The organism is Streptomyces sp. NPDC022552 (assembly GCF_055561875.1).
In genome coordinates this window covers 89353-108624 of the sequence record NZ_JBVHGJ010000006.1, presented here as the reverse complement: position 1 = coordinate 108624, position 19272 = coordinate 89353, and the positions used below count along the sequence as shown (strand labels likewise).

Annotated in this window: 21 protein-coding genes; 14 read left to right on the top strand and 7 right to left on the bottom strand. The window is 70.6% G+C overall.

What is annotated here, in order from left to right:
* Positions 1-21 precede the first annotated feature (21 nt).
* Positions 22-1248, bottom strand: a complete 1227-nt coding sequence (locus tag ACZ3OF_RS18220) for a PQQ-dependent sugar dehydrogenase (protein ID WP_467305538.1) — start codon at positions 1246-1248, stop codon at positions 22-24.
* Between the two features lie 212 nt (positions 1249-1460).
* Positions 1461-2267 (bottom strand): class I SAM-dependent methyltransferase, encoded by an 807-nt coding sequence (locus ACZ3OF_RS18215; RefSeq protein WP_361675560.1) that lies wholly within the window; start codon positions 2265-2267, stop codon positions 1461-1463.
* Positions 2268-2695: 428 nt separating this feature from the next.
* Here ACZ3OF_RS18215 and ACZ3OF_RS18210 point away from each other — a divergent pair, with 428 nt between their 5' ends.
* Positions 2696-4657 (top strand): acyl-CoA dehydrogenase family protein, encoded by a 1962-nt coding sequence (locus tag ACZ3OF_RS18210; RefSeq protein WP_361675563.1) that lies wholly within the window; start codon positions 2696-2698, stop codon positions 4655-4657.
* A 115-nt stretch (positions 4658-4772) separates the two neighbouring features.
* Here the strand turns inward: ACZ3OF_RS18210 and ACZ3OF_RS18205 are convergent, their stop codons facing one another.
* Positions 4773-5045 carry a hypothetical protein gene (locus tag ACZ3OF_RS18205; RefSeq protein ID WP_361675566.1) on the bottom strand — a complete coding sequence of 91 codons (273 nt, stop codon included), beginning with the start codon at positions 5043-5045 and terminating at the stop codon, positions 4773-4775.
* A 311-nt stretch (positions 5046-5356) separates the two neighbouring features.
* Between ACZ3OF_RS18205 and ACZ3OF_RS18200 the strand changes: the two genes are divergently transcribed.
* The 4 genes from ACZ3OF_RS18200 to ACZ3OF_RS18185 all read left to right on the top strand — a co-directional run bounded on the left by ACZ3OF_RS18200 (position 5357) and on the right by ACZ3OF_RS18185 (position 8493).
* Positions 5357-5665 (top strand): hypothetical protein, encoded by a 309-nt coding sequence (locus ACZ3OF_RS18200; protein WP_361675570.1) that lies wholly within the window; start codon positions 5357-5359, stop codon positions 5663-5665.
* Positions 5666-6044: 379 nt separating this feature from the next.
* The gene (locus ACZ3OF_RS18195; protein ID WP_361675574.1) at positions 6045-6689 is read left to right on the top strand and encodes a GAP family protein; all 645 of its coding nucleotides are present in this window, start codon (positions 6045-6047) and stop codon (positions 6687-6689) included.
* A gap of 295 nt (positions 6690-6984) precedes the next feature.
* A complete protein-coding gene (locus ACZ3OF_RS18190; RefSeq protein ID WP_361675576.1) occupies positions 6985-7422 on the top strand; it encodes a nitroreductase family deazaflavin-dependent oxidoreductase in 438 nt (145 codons plus the stop codon).
* A gap of 399 nt (positions 7423-7821) precedes the next feature.
* Positions 7822-8493 carry a hypothetical protein gene (locus ACZ3OF_RS18185; protein ID WP_467305536.1) on the top strand — a complete coding sequence of 224 codons (672 nt, stop codon included), beginning with the start codon at positions 7822-7824 and terminating at the stop codon, positions 8491-8493.
* Positions 8494-8741: 248 nt separating this feature from the next.
* Here ACZ3OF_RS18185 and ACZ3OF_RS18180 read toward each other — a convergent pair whose 3' ends face one another.
* Entirely contained in the window at positions 8742-9179 is a 438-nt protein-coding gene (locus tag ACZ3OF_RS18180) for a VOC family protein (RefSeq protein ID WP_467305534.1), read from the bottom strand.
* A 233-nt stretch (positions 9180-9412) separates the two neighbouring features.
* Here ACZ3OF_RS18180 and ACZ3OF_RS18175 point away from each other — a divergent pair, with 233 nt between their 5' ends.
* On the top strand, positions 9413-9688 hold the full coding sequence (locus ACZ3OF_RS18175) for an isoamylase early set domain-containing protein (RefSeq protein WP_361675586.1): 276 nt from the start codon (positions 9413-9415) through the stop codon (positions 9686-9688).
* A 112-nt stretch (positions 9689-9800) separates the two neighbouring features.
* Here ACZ3OF_RS18175 and ACZ3OF_RS18170 read toward each other — a convergent pair whose 3' ends face one another.
* The 3 genes from ACZ3OF_RS18170 to ACZ3OF_RS18160 all read right to left on the bottom strand — a co-directional run bounded on the left by ACZ3OF_RS18170 (position 9801) and on the right by ACZ3OF_RS18160 (position 11232).
* Positions 9801-10244, bottom strand: a complete 444-nt coding sequence (locus tag ACZ3OF_RS18170; protein WP_361675589.1) for a DUF2267 domain-containing protein — start codon at positions 10242-10244, stop codon at positions 9801-9803.
* Positions 10245-10308: 64 nt separating this feature from the next.
* Positions 10309-10704: a DUF2267 domain-containing protein gene (locus tag ACZ3OF_RS18165; protein ID WP_361675592.1), complete on the bottom strand. Its 396-nt coding sequence runs from the start codon at positions 10702-10704 to the stop codon at positions 10309-10311.
* Positions 10705-10800: 96 nt separating this feature from the next.
* Positions 10801-11232 (bottom strand): Hsp20/alpha crystallin family protein, encoded by a 432-nt coding sequence (locus ACZ3OF_RS18160; RefSeq protein ID WP_361675595.1) that lies wholly within the window; start codon positions 11230-11232, stop codon positions 10801-10803.
* Between the two features lie 130 nt (positions 11233-11362).
* Here ACZ3OF_RS18160 and ACZ3OF_RS18155 point away from each other — a divergent pair, with 130 nt between their 5' ends.
* The 8 genes from ACZ3OF_RS18155 to argG all read left to right on the top strand — a co-directional run bounded on the left by ACZ3OF_RS18155 (position 11363) and on the right by argG (position 19222).
* Positions 11363-11995, top strand: coding sequence for a type III effector protein (locus tag ACZ3OF_RS18155; protein ID WP_361675598.1), 633 nt, complete (start codon positions 11363-11365; stop codon positions 11993-11995).
* 405 nt (positions 11996-12400) lie between these two features.
* The gene (locus ACZ3OF_RS18150) at positions 12401-13195 is read left to right on the top strand and encodes an SDR family NAD(P)-dependent oxidoreductase (RefSeq protein WP_467305530.1); all 795 of its coding nucleotides are present in this window, start codon (positions 12401-12403) and stop codon (positions 13193-13195) included.
* Positions 13196-13500: 305 nt separating this feature from the next.
* A complete protein-coding gene (locus ACZ3OF_RS18145) occupies positions 13501-14079 on the top strand; it encodes a hypothetical protein (RefSeq protein WP_361675604.1) in 579 nt (192 codons plus the stop codon).
* Positions 14080-14383: 304 nt separating this feature from the next.
* Positions 14384-14647, top strand: a complete 264-nt coding sequence (locus ACZ3OF_RS18140; RefSeq protein WP_467305528.1) for a hypothetical protein — start codon at positions 14384-14386, stop codon at positions 14645-14647.
* A 305-nt stretch (positions 14648-14952) separates the two neighbouring features.
* Positions 14953-15384 carry a hypothetical protein gene (locus ACZ3OF_RS18135; RefSeq protein WP_361675609.1) on the top strand — a complete coding sequence of 144 codons (432 nt, stop codon included), beginning with the start codon at positions 14953-14955 and terminating at the stop codon, positions 15382-15384.
* Between the two features lie 344 nt (positions 15385-15728).
* Positions 15729-17063 (top strand): diacylglycerol/lipid kinase family protein, encoded by a 1335-nt coding sequence (locus ACZ3OF_RS18130; protein ID WP_467305525.1) that lies wholly within the window; start codon positions 15729-15731, stop codon positions 17061-17063.
* Between the two features lie 37 nt (positions 17064-17100).
* On the top strand, positions 17101-17739 hold the full coding sequence (locus ACZ3OF_RS18125) for a phosphatase PAP2 family protein (RefSeq protein WP_361675614.1): 639 nt from the start codon (positions 17101-17103) through the stop codon (positions 17737-17739).
* 37 nt (positions 17740-17776) lie between these two features.
* Positions 17777-19222, top strand: coding sequence for an argininosuccinate synthase (gene argG, locus ACZ3OF_RS18120; protein WP_361675617.1), 1446 nt, complete (start codon positions 17777-17779; stop codon positions 19220-19222).
* Positions 19223-19272: the final 50 nt, after the last annotated feature.

The following is a 19272-nucleotide window of genomic DNA, read 5'->3' as shown; positions in this document are numbered from 1 at the left end:
ACGGCACGGGGCGCTCGTCGGCTACGCCGGGTCGATGCGGGCGATGGTGCCGCCCAGCGCGAGGACGTACAGCTCGCCCGCGCGGCCCTCCACGAACGAGATGACCTCGCCACCGTTGACGACGAGGTCGTTCACCCCGGTCACCTTGCCGTTCTTCAGCGCGAGGGAACGGATGGTGCCGTCGCAGTAGTCGCTGAACACGTACTGCCCCTTCAGGGCCGGGATCGCGCTCCCCCGGTAGACGAACCCGCCGGTCACCGAGCAGCCGAGGCCGGTGCGAGCGTATTCGTGGATCGGGCGCACGTGGTTCGTCGGCTCGGTGCCGCCCCGGAAGGGGTGGTTGCCCTCCATCTGGGACCAGCCGTAGTTCTCGCCGCCCTTGCTCCTCGCGGGCGCCCAGTCGATCTCCTCCCAGTCGTTCTGGCCGACGTCGCCGATCAGCAGGTCACCCGTGCGCGAGTCGAAGGAGAACCGCCACGGGTTGCGCAGCCCGTACGCCCAGATCTCGTCCTTCGCGTTCGGGTCGTCGACGAAGGGGTTGTCCGAGGGGATCGCGTACGGCGTGCCTCCGCGCGGGTCGATCCGCAGCAGCTTGCCGAGCAGCGTGTCGAGGTTCTGCCCGTTGCCGTGCGGGTCGCCGCCCGCGCCTCCGTCCCCGAACGCGATGTAGAGGTATCCGTCGGGCCCGAACTTGATGTCGCCGCCGTTGTGGTTCGAGTACGGCTGCGTCTGGGTGAGGACGGTGCGCCGGGTCTCCGGCCGGAGCCTGCCCTTGCGCACGGCGAACTCGTCGATGGTGCTGGTGCCTTCGAGATTCGTGTACGAGATGTAGAGGTGCGCGCGGGCATTGTCGAACGCGATGCCGAGGAGGCCGCGTTCACCGTCGGTGGTGGTCTCGGCGGAGATGTCGAGTACCGGCTCGCCAAGCCCTTGGGGGCTCAACACCCGTACCGTTCCCGCCCGTTCGGCGATCCAGATCGTGCCGCCCGGGCCTGCGGCGCCGGCGGTCGGATTGCGCGCCGTGGCGACGCTGGTGAGCGCGATCTTCGCGACTTTCGCGGCCTCAGGGGCCTTCGCGGTCTGAGCGGTCCTCGCAGCCTCAGCGGCCTCAGCGGCCTTGGCGGCCTTGGCGGCCTTCGCTACCGGCTGCCGGGCGTCACGGTCCTCCGCGGAGGCCGTGGTCAGGGTGAGGGAGGCGACGAGACCGAGTGTGCAGATGGTCGCCGAGCTTCTCGTGCGAACGTTCACCGTGATCCTCCTGGAGGCGGCGAATGGGGGGAACCCGGCTGCTCGGGGCAGTTGGGGTCGGCGTCGCCCGCGCCAGCACGCAACCGGGGTGGGGGAAATGGGGTGTACCGCTGGCCAGGGAGGAGACTACTGGGACTCGAGCAATTGGTATAGGCCAAGTACGCCCCCGGCGAGGCGGCGGGGGCGTGCGACGGCGGATCCGGGTCTCGGGATCAGGTCTGCGGGCGGGTGGCCGTGACGACGTAGTAGTCGAGGTAGCCCTGCTCGTAGGACTTCAGAAAGTTGCGCGGCCATGTGCCCGGCTTCCACTGGTCCGACAGCCAGCGGTCCCAGCCCTGCCACACGTCCGGTCCGATGGACACGGCCTGGGCGTCCGTCAGGCCCGCACGGGTGAACGCATCGGTGACGAGCGTGACGGGACGCGCGATGTCCAGCCCGTCGGCGTACGACTCCAGGTACGACGCGAGCCGGGCTCCGTTGCCCGGGTCGTCGTCGGGGGTGAAGAAGCTCGCGACGACCACCCGCCCGCCGGGCCGCAGCACCCGGGCCGTCTCCTGGGTGAAGGCGATCACGTCGTCGAAGTGCTGAGCTGCCTCGACGCTGTAGACACAGTCGAACTCGCCTTCAGCGAAAGGCATTTCCTCCGCCGCACCACGGACGAACCGGAGCCCCGAGGGCGAGGTCTCCAGCAGCTCCGCGTTGGCCTGTCGGGCGCGGTCAAGCTGTTGCGGATGGATGTCCATACCGGTCACCTGCTCCGGCCGGTACTCGCGCAGGGCGAGCGCACAGCCGACACCGAGCCCACAGCCGACCTCGACGATCCTCCCACCGGCGAGCGGACCGGCGGCGTCGAGCACCTGCCGGTACATGTCCTCCTGACTGCGGATCCGGTCGTCGACCGTGAGCGGTCCGGCGAGGTCGATCGAGCGCCAGTACCCGAAGTTGATGAACCCTCCGGCGAACACCGGGACCGAACTGAGGTCGGCCGGACCGTACGTCTCCCGAACAGCGGCTCGCATTTCCACCGATTCCACCACCCGCGTCACCTCCGCGAACAGTCTGATGGCCGGAGCCACCCCTGTCGACGGCGCCCCGCCCACTCGACCCGAAAGGGTCGCACGCGCCGAGCGCCGCGTACGCCGCCGCCCGGGTCGGTCAGTGCTTCTCCTGCGCGTGAAGGGCAGCCGCCTCGCCGGTCGTCCGGCCGCGACGCCGCAGGCCTCCGAGGTGGGCCGCTAGGGGATTGACGAGTAGGCCGCCCACGCCGCTTCCGGCGTGGGCGGCCTACTCGTCAAGGCGCCTCCGGCGCCGCGGCAGAGCGTCGTGGGCTGAGGGGCTCCGTGCATCGTCGAGCCTCGGGTGTGGTGCGATCGCGCCGACAGAGGGCTCTCGTCGGACCACTCGGTCGCCCCCGGTTGATCTTCCCGCGGCGGGGTAGCGAAGCGGCATGGCCCCCGACAACGCATCCCCCACGACGACCGGCTACGTACAGCCCGACATCGACGTCCGTTCACTGGCTGCCGTGCTCGACGGCGAGTACGCCGAGATCCGCGACCTCGTCCGGAGCAACCTGGCGACGTACGCCTCCGTTCTCGACGAAGCCGACGAGCTCGGCATGGACGCGTTTCGCGAGCGGGTGCGCGAGATCGTGGTCGAGATGGCCGCGACGGGCCAGACCGGCATGGGCTTCCCGGCCGCGTACGGCGGAGGCGGCGACGTCGGAGCCTCGATCGCCGCGTTCGAGACGCTGGCCTTCGGCGACCTGTCGGTGCTGGTGAAGGTCGGCGTGCAGTTCGGGCTCTTCGGTGGCGCCATCCTGCACCTGGGCACCGAACGCCACCACGACACCTATCTTCCGGCCCTGATCACCGGGGAGCTGATGGGCTGCTTCGCGATGACCGAGACCGGTCACGGCTCCAACGTCCAGGCGCTCGGCACCATCGCGCGGTACGACGCCGCACGTCAGGAGTTCGTCGTCACCACCCCCGGCGACCAGGCGCGCAAGGACTACATCGGCAACGCGGCCCGCCATGCCGAACTGGCCGTCGTCTTCGCCCAGCTGGAGGTGGACGGCCGGTCCGAGGGCGTGCACGCCTTCGTCGTACCCATCCGGGTCGACGGCGAGCCGGCACCCGGTGTCCGGATCGAGGACGACGGCCGCAAGATGGGGCTCAACGGCGTGGACAACGGCCGCATCTGGTTCGACGGTGTGCGGATCCCGCGCGAGGCGCTCCTCGACAGGTTCGCCGACGTCAGCCCCGAGGGCATCTACGAGAGCTCGATCGAGAACCCCGACCGGCGCTTCTTCACCATGCTCGGCACGCTCGTGCAGGGCCGGGTGAGCGTAGGCGGCGCCGGGGTCAACGTCGCCAAGGTCGCTCTGGCGGTCGCCACGAAGTACGGCGCGCGGCGACGGCAGTTCGAAGCCACCTCGGGCACCGAGGAGCAGGTGCTGCTCGACTACGGCCTGCATCAGCGCCGGTTGCTGCCGCTCATCGCCCGGACGTACGCCTTGCACTTCGCGCAGGACGTCGTGCGCTCCCACCTGCACGACGTCTTCTCCGGCATCGAGGACGACGCGCAGGCGCGGCGCCGGCTCGAATCACGAGCCGCGGGCCTCAAGGCGCTCGCCACCTGGCACGCCACCCGGGTCGTCCAGGAGTGCCGCGAGGCCTGCGGCGGCGCCGGCTACCTCGCCGTCAACCGGTTCGCCGCGCTCAAGAGCGACAGCGACGTCTTCACCACCTTCGAGGGCGACAACCACGTCCTGCTGCAGCTCGTGGCCAAGGGGCTGCTCACCGATCACGCGAGCGAGTTCGAGGACCTCGACCAGCTGGGCATGGTCCGTTACGTCACCAACCTCGCCGTGGAGACGCTCATCGAACGCACCTCCGCCCACAAGCTGCTCGAGCGGGTACGCGACCTGCTGCCCGGCGGCGACGATTGGGACCAGGAAGCCGGGCTGCGCGACTCGGAGTACCAGCTCGCCATGGTCCGCTTCCGCGAGGAGCACATGCTCGCCGGACTGGCCCGCCGGATCAAACGCGGGATCGACCAGAAGCGCGAGCCCGGCGCCGTCTTCTCCCAGGTCCAGGACCATGTCATCGCGCTCGCCCGCGCCCATGTCGAACGGCTGGTGACGGAGGCCTTCGTCGACAAGGTGCGCGCGATGCCCGAGGGTGACGAGAGGGTGGCCCTTGGCCTGCTGTGCGACCTGTTCGCCCTGTCGACGATCGAGGCCGACCGGGCCTGGTTCATGGAGCACGGCCGGCTGACCGTCCAGCGTTCCAAGGCGATCACCCGAGAGGTGAACGACCTCTGCCGGAAGGTCCGGCCCCTGGCGGTCGACCTCGTGGACGCGTGGGGTATCCCGCCCGAGATGCTGCGCGCGCCGGATCTGGTCGGCTGATCCCTGGGTGGGGTGATCCCGGGTCAGGCCCCGCCCGAAACCGCCTCGGCCGGTGCTCGGACCCCGTGCTGCGGGTCCGAGCACCGGCCGAGGCGGCATCGGTGTGGCGTTCCGTTCACGCGCTGGCGACGAGAGCGCCGAGGATCATGCCGCCGACCAGGCCCGCGGCGCTGATCACGATGGCGATGGTGGCGAGCCGCTCGTGCCGGACGGACTTGGCAACGATGGCCAGCACCACGCCGACGACGCCGAACACGAGCGGCAGGAAGAGCAACGCGATCACACCCAGCACGATCGCGACGATGCTCAGCGGGTTTCCGCTCGCCGCGTGCTGTGGTGTGCCCTGGGGCTGTCGGCCGGTGGGCCGGTTACCGTACTGCGTGGTCATCTGTCACTCCTTCGTGGAGAGCACCCTGAGACCTGATCCGGGAACGGACCGGTCGACAGAGCCCGGGTACCCCGAAGTCCCCTTCGAACACAGGGGCCCGGCGGTCCCGGTGGGCATTCACCCCGTTGAAGGAGAGGTTCCGGGCTTCGCGAGAAGCCCTGGACGCCAAGGCGTAGGCCGGGCCGGCATCGGGGGATCCGACCGAAGAGGTCGACAGGTCAGGCACCGTCTTCGGCGGCATCGGCGGCTTCAGCACGGAAGATGGGGGAAGCAGTACGCCACGCAAACTCTGGCCTACGCGAGGAGTCGCCATGACCACGTTCGTCATCACTGTTCCCGGCACGTTCCTCTCGGGAATCACGGATTCCGCGCGCTCGGTTCTCGAGCGGGAGCTGGCATCCCAGCACACCGATGTGAGTGAGAGTGAGGGCCTCCACCTCCTCACGCTGAACGGGGACGGCACCTTTTCGATCCGCCTCGAGATCGATGCCCGGGACCGGTACGAAGCCGAACTGGACGCCACCCGTCTCGTTGCAGCCGCCTTGAAGGATGCCGGAATCGCGGAAGCCGACGCGCCCCTCGGCCCTCCGGCCGTCACGGGCATCGACAGCGACCTCTGACGTGCGTGAGCCGTCCGCCGTCGTCGGCAGATCGTCGGCAGGAAGAGCGGCCCCGGTCGCTGGACGAGGGCGGTCCCCATCCGGCCGATGCCGGGCAGCACCGCCAACGCGGCTCGCGCCGGGCAGGCGCGGGCCGGGCTGAAGAAGTGGCTGGTGGTGCCCAGGGTCGCGTCTCAGTGGACTCGTTGATGCCGACCCTGCCGTAAGCCGGCGATGCCTTGCAAGCGGGCCACCGATGCTTCACGGGCGTGGCCTGCTTGACCGGCCGGGACTCCACATGCAGAGTCGGAACGCGGTCCCGTAACACGCTTCACCCCTACCGGCCAGCCCCCTGTCCATGCGTGGCGGACAGCCCCGAGACCCAGGAGCGACTGGTCCGATGGTCCTCGACCTGATTGCGATCGGTACAGCCATCACCCTGGGGCCTTTGCACAACAGCGCCTTCATCCTTCTGCTCTCCTCGCGGCGCGGCGTTCGTAAGGGTCTGGCGTTCCTGTTGTCGTGGCTGGCCAACCTGATCGCGGTGATCGCCGTCGTGGTGCTGCTGACCGGCGGTCAGCCCCCCGCCCGTCACAGCGCGCCCTCGACCGCCGCGATCGCCGCGAAGCTCGCCATCGGAGTGGCACTGGTGGTGTACGGCGCGTACCGGCACCGCCGGCCGCCCCGCCCGCATGGCCCGCCCCGCTGGGCCGCGCGGGTCGACAGCGCATCCCTGGTCACCGCAGCCGGCCTGGCGTGGCTGCTGCAGCCGTGGGGCCTGGTCGGCGCCGGCGCCGCGACCGCCCTCGACGCGAACCTCTCCACCCTCGCCGACTGGCTCGCACTGACCGGCTACTGCCTGCTGGCCACGCTCAGCCTCATCGTCATGGAGATGTACGCGGTCTGGGCGCCCGCGGTCGCGAACACCCGCTTGAACGCCCTGCGAAGCTGGCTGGAGCAGCACCAGGACCAACTGGTCGTCACGCTCTCCTTGCTGATCGGCCTGTGGCTGGCGGCCCGGAGCATCTACGAACTGGTCGCCTGACGCAGGCTGCCCGAGTGGCGATCACCGACCCATGCCCGGCCGGCAGATCCCCCGGCCGCCGGTCTCCTCAGACACAACCTCCGTAACCCTGTTGTCGGGGCCTCCCTGAGCCGCCAGGTGCCTGTAGCCTCCGCCATCTGCTCCCCCGGCGGGGGCTTCGTCACGCACTCACGGGTCTGTTCCCTGCGTCGGCGGGGAAGGGTCGTTCCTGCGGCGGGGGCATAGAGACGGTGTCCCCGACGTTGTGAATAGCGTCATGCGAGTCTGCGTTGCCGGATCCCAGGAAAGGATGTTCATGCCACTCGAAGGTGTCTACGAGCCCAGTCCGTCGAAGTGGGTGCGGAATCAGGTCGAGCTGTACGAATCGTCAGGTGGTACGAAGGGAACCACGATGCGAGGCCTGCCGGTCGTGCTGGTGACGAGTATCGGCGCGAGGAGCGGCAAGGTCCGTAAGACGCCGCTCATGCGTGTGGAGCACGAGGGGGCCTATGCGCTCGTCGCATCGAACGGCGGCGCGGTGAAGCATCCTGTGTGGTTCCACAATCTGGTCGCCTTCCCTCAGGTCGAGCTGCGCGACGGCCAGGAGGTCTGGGACATGAAGGCCCGCCTGGTCACTGGCGAGGAGCGGCAGGCGTGGTGGCAGCGGGCCGTGGATGCGTTCCCTGACTACGCGGACTACCAGCGCAAGACTGACCGGGAGATTCCTCTCTTCGTCGTCGAGCGGGTCGAGTAGACCTGACTCGATCAAGTCCGCTGAGCGCATGGTCATACGCCTGTGCCTACGGCGTCTGTTTCCCCTGGGCCGCGCGTGCGCTCGCGGCAAGGTTCCCGGCGGTTCCTCGCCGCATCAGGCGCCGCTGAGTGGCCGCCGGACAGTAGCCGCCCTGCTTCGGGACGGCCCCTCGGCGGGCGGCTGCCGGCCGCGACGCTCAGGGCCGACTCCAGGCGGCGCCAGCAGGTCTGTCCGGAGGCGGACAGTGACATCCGCCGGCACCCTCGCATCACCCGCGGGCGTCGCCTTGCGCTCCGCCACCCGCGGCCTGCGCCTGGCGCTTCGCCGCCCTACGGATCTGCTCCGTGGGGAACTTCGCGGTCCCCCGGCCTGCCCCAGGCCGCTTCTAGAGTGATTCACATGCCGCTCCCCGTACATGCCCTCGCCCACCGGCCGCTGACGTCTGAGGCCGTCGCGGAACTCCTGGAGCTTCCAGACGCTGCGCACGTCCCGGAGAACTTCGACGCGGTCGACGCCGTGGTACAGGAGCGGGGGTGGCGCTGGGAACACGAACTGGTCTGCGACTCCTTCCGTACCGCACACGGGCACGTGCTGTGCACCGACGGCATGAGCCCGTTCGGACGCCCAGACGCACGGACCTTCCTCGTCTTCGCGGAGCTCTACCCCGTCGACCCGGACGACGAGGACTTGGTCGACGAATCGTGGCTGCTCGGCCTCATCGACGACTGGCAGCGGCAGCCCGGTTGGACAGGTCACCGGCCCTGCACCGACCAGGACTGCGAGACCATACTCACCGAGGCCGCCCAGGCGGTCACGGCTCACCTCGGCACAGCGCCGGAGCGAGCAGTCCTCTCCCCCGCGGCCGTGGTCACCGGTCCCCCACTGACACACCGGATCTGGCGCACCGCCACCCACGCCCTGGTGCTCGGACCACATGCCGACAACGGTCCCTACGGCCTCCTCACCCATCTGCAACTCTCCTGCACACCGCTCAGCTGCGGCCCCGACCTTCCACCTACCGACGATGAAGACGCCTTCGCCGGATGGATCACCGCACACATCGACTGGTGAAGGGCGCGACCGCCACGCGCCGGAGGCCCCCCGACTCGTGGGAGCGGATGCTCTCGGGGAAGCCTCCGGCGTGCGAAAGCCGGGCGGTTCAGAAACATGTCGCCGGTCAGGTGTGGTCGTCCGGGATCTCGGATTCCGGGACGGCGCGCAGGTGTCGGTGGTGCTCACGGCGACGAGTCTCAGTCCGGCCTGCCCGCGTGTCGGGCCGACCCGCCGCCTCGCGCCGCCCCTCATCCTCAGGCAGAGGTTCAGGGTTGTTGCGGGTGCGGGAGGGGCGGGCTCTCCTGGTCGGGGGAGGTCACGCCCAGGACGAAGGAGTGGCCGGCCGGGTCGGTGTAGCGGCGCAGGTCCGTGCGCCGGTCGGTCCGGGTGCCGTCGCGTACGGCTGCCACGGGCCGTGCGCCGAGCGAGACCGCCTCGCGCTCCGCCTCGTCGAGGGCGTCGGGGGCCACGAGGATGTGCAGGTGCGCCTGCTGGGAGTCCTCGGGGCGGGGCCAGCTCGGTGGCGCCTGCCCGAGGTCACGGCGAATCCCCAGGACGACACCGGAACGGCCGGAGACGAGCAGGAGGTCCGGGTCGCCCCCGGCGGGCTCCACGGCCGCGCCCAGCAAGGACGCGTAGAACCGCGCCAGAGGTTCCGGGTCGGTGGAGTCGAGGACGAGGACACTGGTCTTGGGCACAGTCATGTATCCCGTCTGCCCTGCGCCTCCGCTGCCAAGCTCGCCCGTCCCACGGGAAGCCGTTCTGCCGGCAACCGCCGGGCTGCGCGGGGCTCCCGCTCACTCGGCCCAACGCATCAGCTCGGTGACGTCTGGCCGTGTGACCCTAACGGCCATGTCGGCGTGGCAGTGCACGCGGCGAGAGCAGGATGGGACGCGCTTCCCCGCTCGCCCGCACGGCGCCGACAGGAGAGGTCCCCATGCTCGAACGCAAGCAGCGCAAGAACCGTACCGACATCACCTTCGTACTTCCCGCCGACAGCCCGCCCGGGCCGGTCAGCGTCGTGGGTGACTTCAACGGCTGGGATCCGTACGCCCACCCCCTCCATCTCCGGGAGGACCAGACGCGGGCCGTCACGGTCGCGCTACCCCGAAAGACCGTCCACTCGTTCCGCTACCTGGCGGCCGGCGACTACTGGTTCAACGACGAAGCCGCCGACGGCTGGGAGGGACCCAACAGCCGACTGCACACCTGAACCCGGTCCCCGGTGGCCTGCGCGTTCGCGGCTCAGGCGCCGGCGATCCGTGCCTCCTCCGGGCGCGAGGGCGGCGTCGCCACGCTCCCCCGCGCCGGAAGGACACCGACCGTTATGCGGCGGCGTTCAGTTCGGCTTGGCCGAACAGCAGGGCGTAGCCGGTGGGGAGCTGGTGGAGGATACGGGTCATCAGGTCGGGGCCGGCGTAGGCGGCGACGGCGGAGAAGACCGAGCCGGTGTCCCAGCGGGTGGTGGCCAGGGAGCCTCCGCTGCGGGTGGCGAGGTCCTTGACGAAAGCCCAGCCGGTCAGGGGCTGGGTGTCGGGGATCTGTGCGGTCAGGGCGCGTGCGGCCTCCAAGGGCAGGCAGGCGGCCAAGTCGACGCGCTCGTCGCCGGTCAGTTGACGTCCCAGCCCCGCAAGGACCAGGCGAACGGCTTGGTCGGCTCGCTCGCGGGTGGGGTAAGCGCCTTCGTAGCGGACCTTCTCCAGCATCTGCTCGTACGCCGTCCCGTACGGCTGCTGGTGCTCGAGCGGTACGCGCACGTCGGTGATCACTGCGGTGCATGCCTTTCGTGGAGTCGGGGTGGAGCGGTGCCGGTGTGTGGCACCGCGGTACTGGTCAGGTGGGCTGGGGACGGCCGAAGAGAAGGTCGTAGCCGGCGGGGAGCTGGAGCAGCGTCTGGCCCAGCAGGTCGTCGCCGGCGGCGTCGGCGACCGTGGACAGCACGGCGCTGACGTCCCAGCTCGCGGTCTGCTCCGTGGCGCCCTCGATCCAGGCTGCGACCGCCCGGACGAACCGCTCCGGCGACAGCGGTTCGGCGCTCTGCAGCGGATTGAGGAGGATCAGTGCAAAGCCCTCCGGCAGACGTGCAGCGAGCTGGGCGCGGACTTCGCCGACCAGGTGCGCGCCGAGCAGGGCCAGCACGACCCGGGCCGCACGCTCGGCTTCCTCCGAAGTGCCGTACTCACCGCGCTCCTTCACGTGGTCGAGGAACGCTTCGCGTCGCAGAGTCATCTCGGCCGCCACCCTTCGTGTTCGGACTGCCCACGGGGGTGCGGAGGCGGGCGAGGGGAGATCAGGTGCCCGTCCTCCGCACCTGTCCGGCCGATGTCAGCCGGAGATCTCCTTGTGGCCGGATCCGACGCCGATGGAGATCTTGCGGGGCTTTGCACGCTCGGCGATCGGGATACGCAGGGTGAGCACACCCGCGTCGTAGTCGGCCTCGATGTGCTCGGTGTCGAGGGTGTCGGCGAGCACGATCTGGCGGGAGAAGACGCCCAGCGGCCGCTCGGCCAGTTCCATCTGCACATCGTCGGCCTTCGTCGTCGGACGACGCTCAGCCTTGACCGTCAGCATGTTCCGCTCGACGTCGATGTCGATCGCGTCCGCGGTGACGCCGGGAAGGTCGAAGGCCACCACGTATTCGTGGCCTTCGCGGTAGGCGTCCATCGGCATCGCCGACGGCTTGGACCAGGTACCCGGGCCCATCAGCTGCTGCGCCAGCCGATCCAGCTCACGGAAGGGGTCAGTGCGCATCAACATCGTGAAAACACCTCCAGCAGGTCAGGGCAGTTGCTGCCAATGCGCCTCACTGACTTCCGTTGTAGCATGTCATCCAATGGATGACAAACATGAATGTCGTCGAAGTGATGACGACCCGAGGGAGGTGTCCGTGACCCCGGCCGACCAGCCGTCCCCGTACAGCACCGACGCCGACAGCCCGGTGTCGTTCCTTGCCGCCGCGGCGGCCCTGCACGCCATAGAAGACGCCCTGCGCGAAGCCCAACGCGAGATCCCCTACGCCCCCGACGCTCCCGGCCCCGGTCCTGAACAGGCCCTGGCCTCCCTGTCGCTGCTGCGGCAGGTCCGCGAGCAGCTCGCCGGCTGGGAGACCGGCCTGATCGAGACGGCCCGGGACGCGGGCGCCAGCTGGGCCGACCTCGCCGACCCGTTGGGAGTCGCCAGCCGCCAGGCCGCAGAGCGCCGCTATCTGCGCGGCCGTCCCGGGGCCGCCGGGACCACCGGCGAGCAGCGCGTCCAGGCCACCCGCCAGGCCCGGGCCGCCGAACGAAGCACCGTCGCCTGGGCCCGCCGCAACGCGGCCGACCTGCGCCGCATCGCCGGCCAGATCGCCGCCCTCTCCGACCTGCCCGCCGCGGCCCGCCACCCGCTCAGGGAGCTGCACGCAGCCCTCGCGCACGACGATCCCGCCGACCTCATCGCCCCCCTGACCGCCGCCCGCCCCCACCTGACCGCCGCCCATCCCGACCTCGCCGCTCGGCTCGACATCCTCACCCCGCCGTAGGGCCTTTCCGGGAGTGCACCGGCCATAAGCGTCTCGCAGTACATCGGCGGGTGGCGTCGGGGCGGTGGTGGAACACCGGAGTGCCGAGTTCCCGCACGAACTCGCGCCCCGGTGGCGCCGGAAGCCGGCTGGCGCCCATGGCAGCAACCCCTGGTAGAACGGCACGTCCCGGGAACCCGGTCAGGCCCGACCACGGAGGGCCCGAAGCCACTGGCGAGCGGTCAGGCCGCTGGGTTCGCGGCCGCGACAGGCCCGTCGCCGCAGCGTCCCCGGTCGCGGAGGTGTCGATTCTGGGGCCGTACGAATGCTGAGAAGGGGAACGTCCGTTGCTCCTGCTGCGGATCGGGTAGGGGATCGATCGCGATTGATCACACCCGTACGAGAGCTGCAAGGACAGGTCCGCTCATGCGCATCGATCTGACAGGACGTACCGCGCTGGTCACCGGCTCCACCCAGGGGATCGGCGCGGCCATCGCCATCGGTCTGGCCCGCGCAGGGGCTCTGGTCGGGGTCAACGGCCGGACCAGGGAACGGGTGGAACAGGCCGTCGCCGACATTCACCGCCAGGCCTCGGGCACCGCCCCGGTGCCGGTCGTCGCCGACGTCGCCACCGAGGAGGGCGCGCGCCTTGTCGCCGAGGCGCTGCCCGACGTGGACATCCTGGTGAACAGCCTCGGCATCTTCGGGCCGGCCGACCCGTTGGAGATCAGCGACGACGAGTGGCGCCGGTACTTCGAGGTGAATGTGCTGGCGGCGGTGCGGCTGATCCGCCAGTACCTGCCCGGCATGAGCGAGCGCGGATGGGGCCGGATCCAGAACATCGCCAGCGACTCGGCGGTGGTCGTCCCCGCCGAGATGATCCACTACGGCATGTCCAAGACGGCCCTGCTGTCCGTCACGCGCGGCTTCGCCAAACAGGCGGCCGGTACGGGTGTCACCGTCAACTCGGTGATCGCCGGGCCCACCCACACCGGTGGCGTGGAGGACTTCGTGTACGAGCTCGTCGGCCGCGACCTGCCGTGGGACGAGGCGCAGCGCGCGTTCATGCGCGAGTATCGGCCGCAGTCGCTGGTGCAGAGGCTGATCGAACCCGAGGAGATCGCCAACATGGTCGTCTACCTCGCTTCCGACCAGGCTTCGGCCACCACCGGCGGGGCACTGCGCGTTGACGGCGGGTACGTGGATTCGATCCTGCCGTAGACGTCCCTACCCGGCCGGGTGCTCCGGACTGCGCGCCAGGTCCTGGAACGCCGAACCGCAAGGGCGTTGCGTGCGGGCTGGGCACCCACGCGGGGGCCGGCGGTCTCAGGGGCCGGTGCGCGGGGGCATCCGCCGTGCGCGACATCGGCGTGAATTCGCTTCCTGGTGGCCGACATATGCCGGTGGCGATCGCACATGGGAGTGGTTCTCCACGGATTCCCGTACGGAGGGCGCCCGGTTGGCCCATCGTGTCCGCGGCGAGGAGCCGCTCGACGGGCGGCCGAGACCTGCGGGCGAGGAGAGCCATGGAGTGGGAGCGGGACAACTTCGGCGCGCACCGAGGGGCGGTCGGCGTGCTGCTGGCCGACGGGAGCGAACCGGGGCCGGTGCGCTTCGACACGGGCAGTGGCGGCTCCCTCCAGGAGTCGACGGACTGGTGGATCTACGACGGGACGTTCGGCGCGCCACGGGCCGGGCGGATTCGGGCCAGGTGTTCCTGCGGCTGGCGCGCGGACGCCTCCTACCCCGTCGACTGGGACCAGGTCGTACGGCGTCAGCCGTTCCTGTACGACACGTCCGCGCCCGAGGAGGACTGGCAGGCGCACCTGGACGATGTCGAGGCCCGGAGCGTTCCGCTGCCGGTCGAGATCACCGACCTGCTCGCCGCTCTGCAACAGCAGCTCGAGCGCCTGGCCGACGAAGCCCCGCTGGCCGCTCTGAAGGCCGTGGGCGAGCTGGACACGCTTTCCGCCTCGAGCGGCGCGACGGCCGCGTACCTCGCCGTGCGCGGCGACCGGATCCCCTGGCAGATGATCGCTGAAGGCCTCGGAACCACGGAAGCCGAAGCCCGGTCGCGCCTCCATCGCTACGAGTGCCGCCGCTGACGGTGCGCGAGCGCGGCCGTACGGGTGCGCTGATCGCGGCGCCCGGTGCCTCGGCCGCCTGCGATCGCGGGGTGACCGCGTGCCGTCTGTTGCCCAGGGGCGGGAAGGCGAATGCGCGGTGGCCTCCCGTCTGCACCGTCGGCCCGCGGGCCGCGTTGCGCCTTGGCTGTCGGGTAGCGTGACCTCTCCATTGCCAGGGCGTTGCACCAGGGCGGCACATCCCAAGTCCCCGTGGAAGGGGCGCGTCTGTGGAGGCCGGGCCCCGACTTGCCAGGGTCCGTAGAGCGAAAGGCGGCACCTGACCGTGACGGACCGGCTTGACCAGGAAATGCTCCAGCAGATCTACGCCCGGGGAGGCTCCGATGCCGTGAAGCGCGCGCTGGAGGAGTTCGCCCTCGTCGCCGGCGACGAGGAGCTGGACGCTGCTGTCGATCAGGCATGTGCCGTGATCGCCGCCGAAACGGCGCGCATCTCGGCGGTGGCCGACCAGCGCGAGGCGAGGATCGCAGAGCTTGAGGTGCAGGCTCGGGCGCTCCAGGAAGAGATCGACGCCTCGCGGTCGACATGACCGCTGAAGGGGCGTGGCGTGGCTTCCGCCGCTGGTGGGCCGCCCACCGCGTCGCGATGCGCCTGGGCAGGACGCCCCCGCCACCGACCACACCGACTCCGGTGCTGACGGCTCGCTGTCGGGTTCAGGTCGCCCGTACGAAGGCGCCCCACAGTCGGCATGAGGGGCGCTCGGCGGAAATCGGGTGCTCGAAGCCGGGCGCAAGCTGCCAGGCTGCCCGCGTGACCGAGACGACCCCCTATGACGCCGACCGTGCCGGATTCACGCGCCAGGCGTTGGCTCGCCTGGTCCTTTGCGATCACGCCGTGGATCTCAGCGAGGGGGCCACGGCTCTGGTCGCCACCGGGAACGACCCCGACACCGGTCCCGGTGGCCGGGTCAGCCAGGCGTTCCAGCTCATGGAGTTCGCGGAGCGCGCCCTTGTCTCGGCCGTCGTCTACGAGCGGGAGCGCGGCAGCTCATGGGCGGAGATCGGCCAGTACATCGGCATGGGGCCGGAAGAAGCTGAGGAGCGCTTCGCCGCGGACCTGGCCGACTGGAACACGGCCTTCGACGTCCCGTACCGGCTCGACGACACCGGCCGGAAGCGAATACCCCAGCTGCCCACCGCGGCCTACGACCCTGCATGGGCCTGCACCCTGCTCGACGGCTGGGCCGTTCGACGGCTCACCCTCGTCGACGACGAACGCCCCGTCAGCTCGGGTCTCGTCATGGACGAGGACGAGTCGGCCACGTAGCCCCTTGCGGTCGGGGCGTCGGCTTCATCAGACCGGATTGCCCGATCGGCAGCCGAAGCCCCTCACCTCCGGCGCCTGGAAGCCGAGGATCAGTAGTACCTCGGTGTCGGCCGAACCCGCGGCTGCGGGTTCTCGGCGTCAGCCGCGCGGGCGTCGGAGACTCCCGGCGCCGATCTTGATTCACGGCCGTGTCTCCGGGCAGCGTCATTCCCAGGACCGGCACACTGGACGCACGCGCTCCGGGCATCACCCGGACGGGTGCGTCGGGGCGTTGTCGGGGCGCTGGTGCGGGAAGGCTGGCGTGATGACGGTGCGGAGGCCTGGCGGCCAGTGAGGTGGGGACGATGGCAGTGGGGGCGAGTGGTGCCGACACCTCGGCCCGGGCGGCGCGACTGTGGGCCCGGGCGGCCGTGGTGGCCGTCGTGGCGGCCGTCGTCGTGCTGCTTCTGGCGTTCGGAGGCGGAGGGCTGCTGATCGTCGCGAGCGGTCTCGCCGCGCTGGTCGTCTCGGCCGCGGGCATCTGGTGGACGCTGGCCCACCGAGGGCCGCGGCGGTGGCTCGGTGTCGTCCTGATGGTCGGCGCGCCCGTGGGACTGATCGTGCTGTTCGTACGGAGCGATCTGTGGTTGACCGCGCTCGTCGCGGTCGGACTGTGGGGCGTGGCGCTGGCCTGTGCGCGGGCTGCCCTGCGGCGGCCGCACGCCCGTCATGTCATGCGGGCGGAGCCCCGCAGGCCTCCCGAGCGGCCCGTCCTGCTGATGAATCCGGCCTCGGGTGGCGGCAAGGTCGGCCAGTTCGACCTGGTCGAGAAGGCCGAGCGGCTCGGCGCCCGGGTGGTGCTGCTCGAACCGTCCGGCGACTTCGACGTCACCGCCCTGGCCCGCAAGGCCGTCTCCGAGGGGGCGGATCTGCTCGGCGTCGCGGGCGGCGACGGTACGCAGGCCCAGGTCGCCGCGGTCGCCGCCGAGCACGACGTGGCGTTCATGGTCATCCCCGCGGGCACCCGCAACCACTTCGCCATGGACCTCGGCCTGGACCGTACCGATCCGTCGCGTACTCTCGGCGCCCTCACGGACGGCGAGGAACTCCGCGTCGATCTCGGCAGCGTGGAGGGCAGGCCGTTCGTCAACACCGTGTCGTTCGGGGTGTACGCGCGGGTCGTGGAGCGCCCCGAGTACCGCGACGCCAAGGCGGAGACCGCTCTGGACGCGATGCCCGACCTGTTGCACGAGTCCGGTCCACGGTTCGATGCCACCGCCGACAAGACCCGTCTGACGTCCCAGCAGGCACTGCTGGTCAGCAACAACGCCTACGCCCGGCCGGACCCCCTCTCGGGCGGTCGCCGTCCGCGCCTCGACCACGGACGGCTGGGAGTCATCGGCATACGTGTGGAAGGCGCGGCGCAGGCGGCCGAGCTCGCGCTGCGGGGGTCTCTCTCCGACAGTCTGAACGTCCTGACCGCCCACCGCGTCGAAGTGACCTGCGACGCCGAGACCATCCCCGTCGCCGTGGACGGTGAAGCGATCACGCTTCCCGTCCCGGTGACCTGCACCGTCCGACGCCGGGCACTGCGGGTACGCGTGCCGCGTGTCCGGCCCGGGGCACCGCCGGTCGCCCCTCCGCTCGACTGGCGCCGTGTCGTCAAGCTGGCCTTCCAGGGGAAGGCCGGACGTGAGTGAGCGGAGGGACGGGAGCCATCAACGAAATGAGAGGGCGATGAGCGAAGCGCACGAGCAGGAGAAGACGCGGACCGAGAAGGCCCGGCGTGCCGGGCGACGGTTCTCGGACGGCGTCACCTCCGTCCTCGCCGATCTGCGGGCCATCGACGGCGCCGTCTACGCCGCGGTCGCCGCGACGCCCACACCGGCCCTCGACACGCGCCTGCGGCGGCTCTCGGCGGCGGCCGACCACTCCAAGATCTCCTTCGGGATCGCCGCCGTACTCGCGCTCGCCCCCGGCCGGCCCCGGCGCGCCGCCGCCCTCGGCGTCGGAGCGGTCGCCATGGCCTCGGCCACGGCGAACCTGCTCGGCAAGCGTCTCGTACGGCGGTCCCGCCCCGACCGTGAGGCGGCCCGGGTCATCATCGACCGGCACGTCCCCATGCCCACCTCGGCGTCCTTCCCGTCCGGGCACACCGCTTCCGCCGTGGCCTTCGCCTCCGCCGTCGGCTACGTCCTGCCGCCCGCCGCCCTACCCCTGACGGCCCTGGCCTGCGCCGTCGGCTACTCCCGGGTCCACACGGGCGTCCACTATCCGGGCGATGTCCTGGCGGGGGCGATCCTCGGGGCCACGACGGCCACGACCGTCCTCACCCTGTCCCTCACGCAGCAGAACACCATCAGGTTCCGGAGGTGACTTTGCATGATCATGCGAGATTATGCATACTCTTCCTATGTCTAAGGTCCTCACCTCCCTTCCTTCCGGCGAGCGCGTCGGAATCGCCTTCTCGGGCGGGCTCGACACGTCGGTCGCCGTCGCGTGGATGCGCGACAAGGGCGCCGTCCCCTGCACGTACACCGCCGACATCGGCCAGTACGACGAGCCCGACATCGCCTCCGTGCCCGGCCGCGCCAAGACCTACGGCGCCGAGATCGCCCGGCTGGTCGACTGCCGCGCGGCGCTGGTCGAGGAGGGCCTGGCCGCGCTCACGTGCGGAGCGTTCCACATCCGCTCCGGCGGTCGCGCGTACTTCAACACCACGCCGCTCGGCCGCGCCGTCACGGGCACCCTCCTGGTGCGGGCGATGCTCGAGGACGACGTGCAGATCTGGGGCGACGGCTCGACCTTCAAGGGCAACGACATCGAGCGGTTCTACCGGTACGGACTGCTCGCCAACCCGCATCTGCGGATCTACAAGCCCTGGCTCGACGCGGACTTCGTGACCGAGCTCGGCGGCCGTACGGAGATGTCCGAGTGGCTGCTCGCCCACGGTCTGCCCTATCGGGACAGCACCGAGAAGGCGTACTCCACCGACGCCAACATCTGGGGCGCCACCCACGAGGCGAAGATCCTGGAGCACCTCGACACCGGCGTGGAGACGGTGGAGCCGATCATGGGCGTCCGGTTCTGGGACCCCTCGGTCGAGATCGCCCCCGAGGACGTGACGATCGGCTTCGACCAGGGCCGGCCGGTGACGATCAACGGCAAGGAGTTCTCCTCCCCCGTCAGCCTGGTCATGGAGGCCAATGCCATCGGCGGCCGCCACGGCATGGGCATGTCCGACCAGATCGAGAACCGGATCATCGAGGCCAAGAGCCGCGGGATCTACGAGGCGCCCGGCATGGCCCTGCTGCACGCGGCGTACGAGCGCCTCGTCAACGCCATCCACAACGAGGACACCCTCGCCCAGTACCACAACGAGGGCCGGCGTCTCGGCCGGCTGATGTACGAGGGCCGGTGGCTCGACCCGCAGGCGCTGATGATCCGCGAGTCGCTGCAGCGGTGGGTCGGCGCGGCCGTCACGGGCGAGGTGACCCTGCGGCTGCGGCGCGGTGAGGACTACTCGATCCTCGACACCACGGGTCCGGCGTTCAGCTACCACCCGGACAAGCTGTCCATGGAGCGCACCGAGGACTCCGCGTTCGGCCCCGTGGACCGGATCGGCCAGCTCACGATGCGCAACCTCGACATCGCCGACTCGCGCGCCAAGCTGGAGCAGTACGCCGGGCTCGGCCTCATCGGTACCGCCAACCCGGCCATCGGCGCGGCCCAGGCGGCCGCGACCGGGCTGATCGGCACGATGCCGCACGGCGGCGCCGAGGCCATCGCCTCGCGCGGCGAGGTCTCCGGCATCGAGGAGCTGCTGGACCGGGCCGCCATGGAGTCCGGCACCGACTAGTCGGTCCGGCACTCCGGGGTCGGCCGTTCGTACGAGGCCGTTCCGGCGCC

Bases quoted from the DNA above. Each gene is read 5' to 3' on its own strand.
- ACZ3OF_RS18195 (WP_361675574.1), top strand. From the start codon at position 6,045: ATGGTCCTCGACCTGATTGCGATCGGTACAGCCATCACCCTGGGGCCT.
- ACZ3OF_RS18150 (WP_467305530.1), top strand. From the start codon at position 12,401: ATGCGCATCGATCTGACAGGACGTACCGCGCTGGTCACCGGCTCCACC.
- argG (WP_361675617.1), top strand. From the start codon at position 17,777: ATGTCTAAGGTCCTCACCTCCCTTCCTTCCGGCGAGCGCGTCGGAATC.
- ACZ3OF_RS18160 (WP_361675595.1), bottom strand. From the start codon at position 11,232: ATGTTGATGCGCACTGACCCCTTCCGTGAGCTGGATCGGCTGGCGCAG.
- ACZ3OF_RS18165 (WP_361675592.1), bottom strand. From the start codon at position 10,704: ATGACTCTGCGACGCGAAGCGTTCCTCGACCACGTGAAGGAGCGCGGT.
- ACZ3OF_RS18190 (WP_361675576.1), top strand. From the start codon at position 6,985: ATGCCACTCGAAGGTGTCTACGAGCCCAGTCCGTCGAAGTGGGTGCGG.
- ACZ3OF_RS18185 (WP_467305536.1), top strand. From the start codon at position 7,822: ATGCCGCTCCCCGTACATGCCCTCGCCCACCGGCCGCTGACGTCTGAG.
- ACZ3OF_RS18210 (WP_361675563.1), top strand. From the start codon at position 2,696: ATGGCCCCCGACAACGCATCCCCCACGACGACCGGCTACGTACAGCCC.
- ACZ3OF_RS18175 (WP_361675586.1), top strand. From the start codon at position 9,413: ATGCTCGAACGCAAGCAGCGCAAGAACCGTACCGACATCACCTTCGTA.
- ACZ3OF_RS18180 (WP_467305534.1), bottom strand. From the start codon at position 9,179: ATGACTGTGCCCAAGACCAGTGTCCTCGTCCTCGACTCCACCGACCCG.
- ACZ3OF_RS18200 (WP_361675570.1), top strand. From the start codon at position 5,357: ATGACCACGTTCGTCATCACTGTTCCCGGCACGTTCCTCTCGGGAATC.
- ACZ3OF_RS18125 (WP_361675614.1), top strand. From the start codon at position 17,101: ATGAGCGAAGCGCACGAGCAGGAGAAGACGCGGACCGAGAAGGCCCGG.
- ACZ3OF_RS18205 (WP_361675566.1), bottom strand. From the start codon at position 5,045: ATGACCACGCAGTACGGTAACCGGCCCACCGGCCGACAGCCCCAGGGC.
- ACZ3OF_RS18215 (WP_361675560.1), bottom strand. From the start codon at position 2,267: ATGCGAGCCGCTGTTCGGGAGACGTACGGTCCGGCCGACCTCAGTTCG.
- ACZ3OF_RS18145 (WP_361675604.1), top strand. From the start codon at position 13,501: ATGGAGTGGGAGCGGGACAACTTCGGCGCGCACCGAGGGGCGGTCGGC.
- ACZ3OF_RS18130 (WP_467305525.1), top strand. From the start codon at position 15,729: ATGGCAGTGGGGGCGAGTGGTGCCGACACCTCGGCCCGGGCGGCGCGA.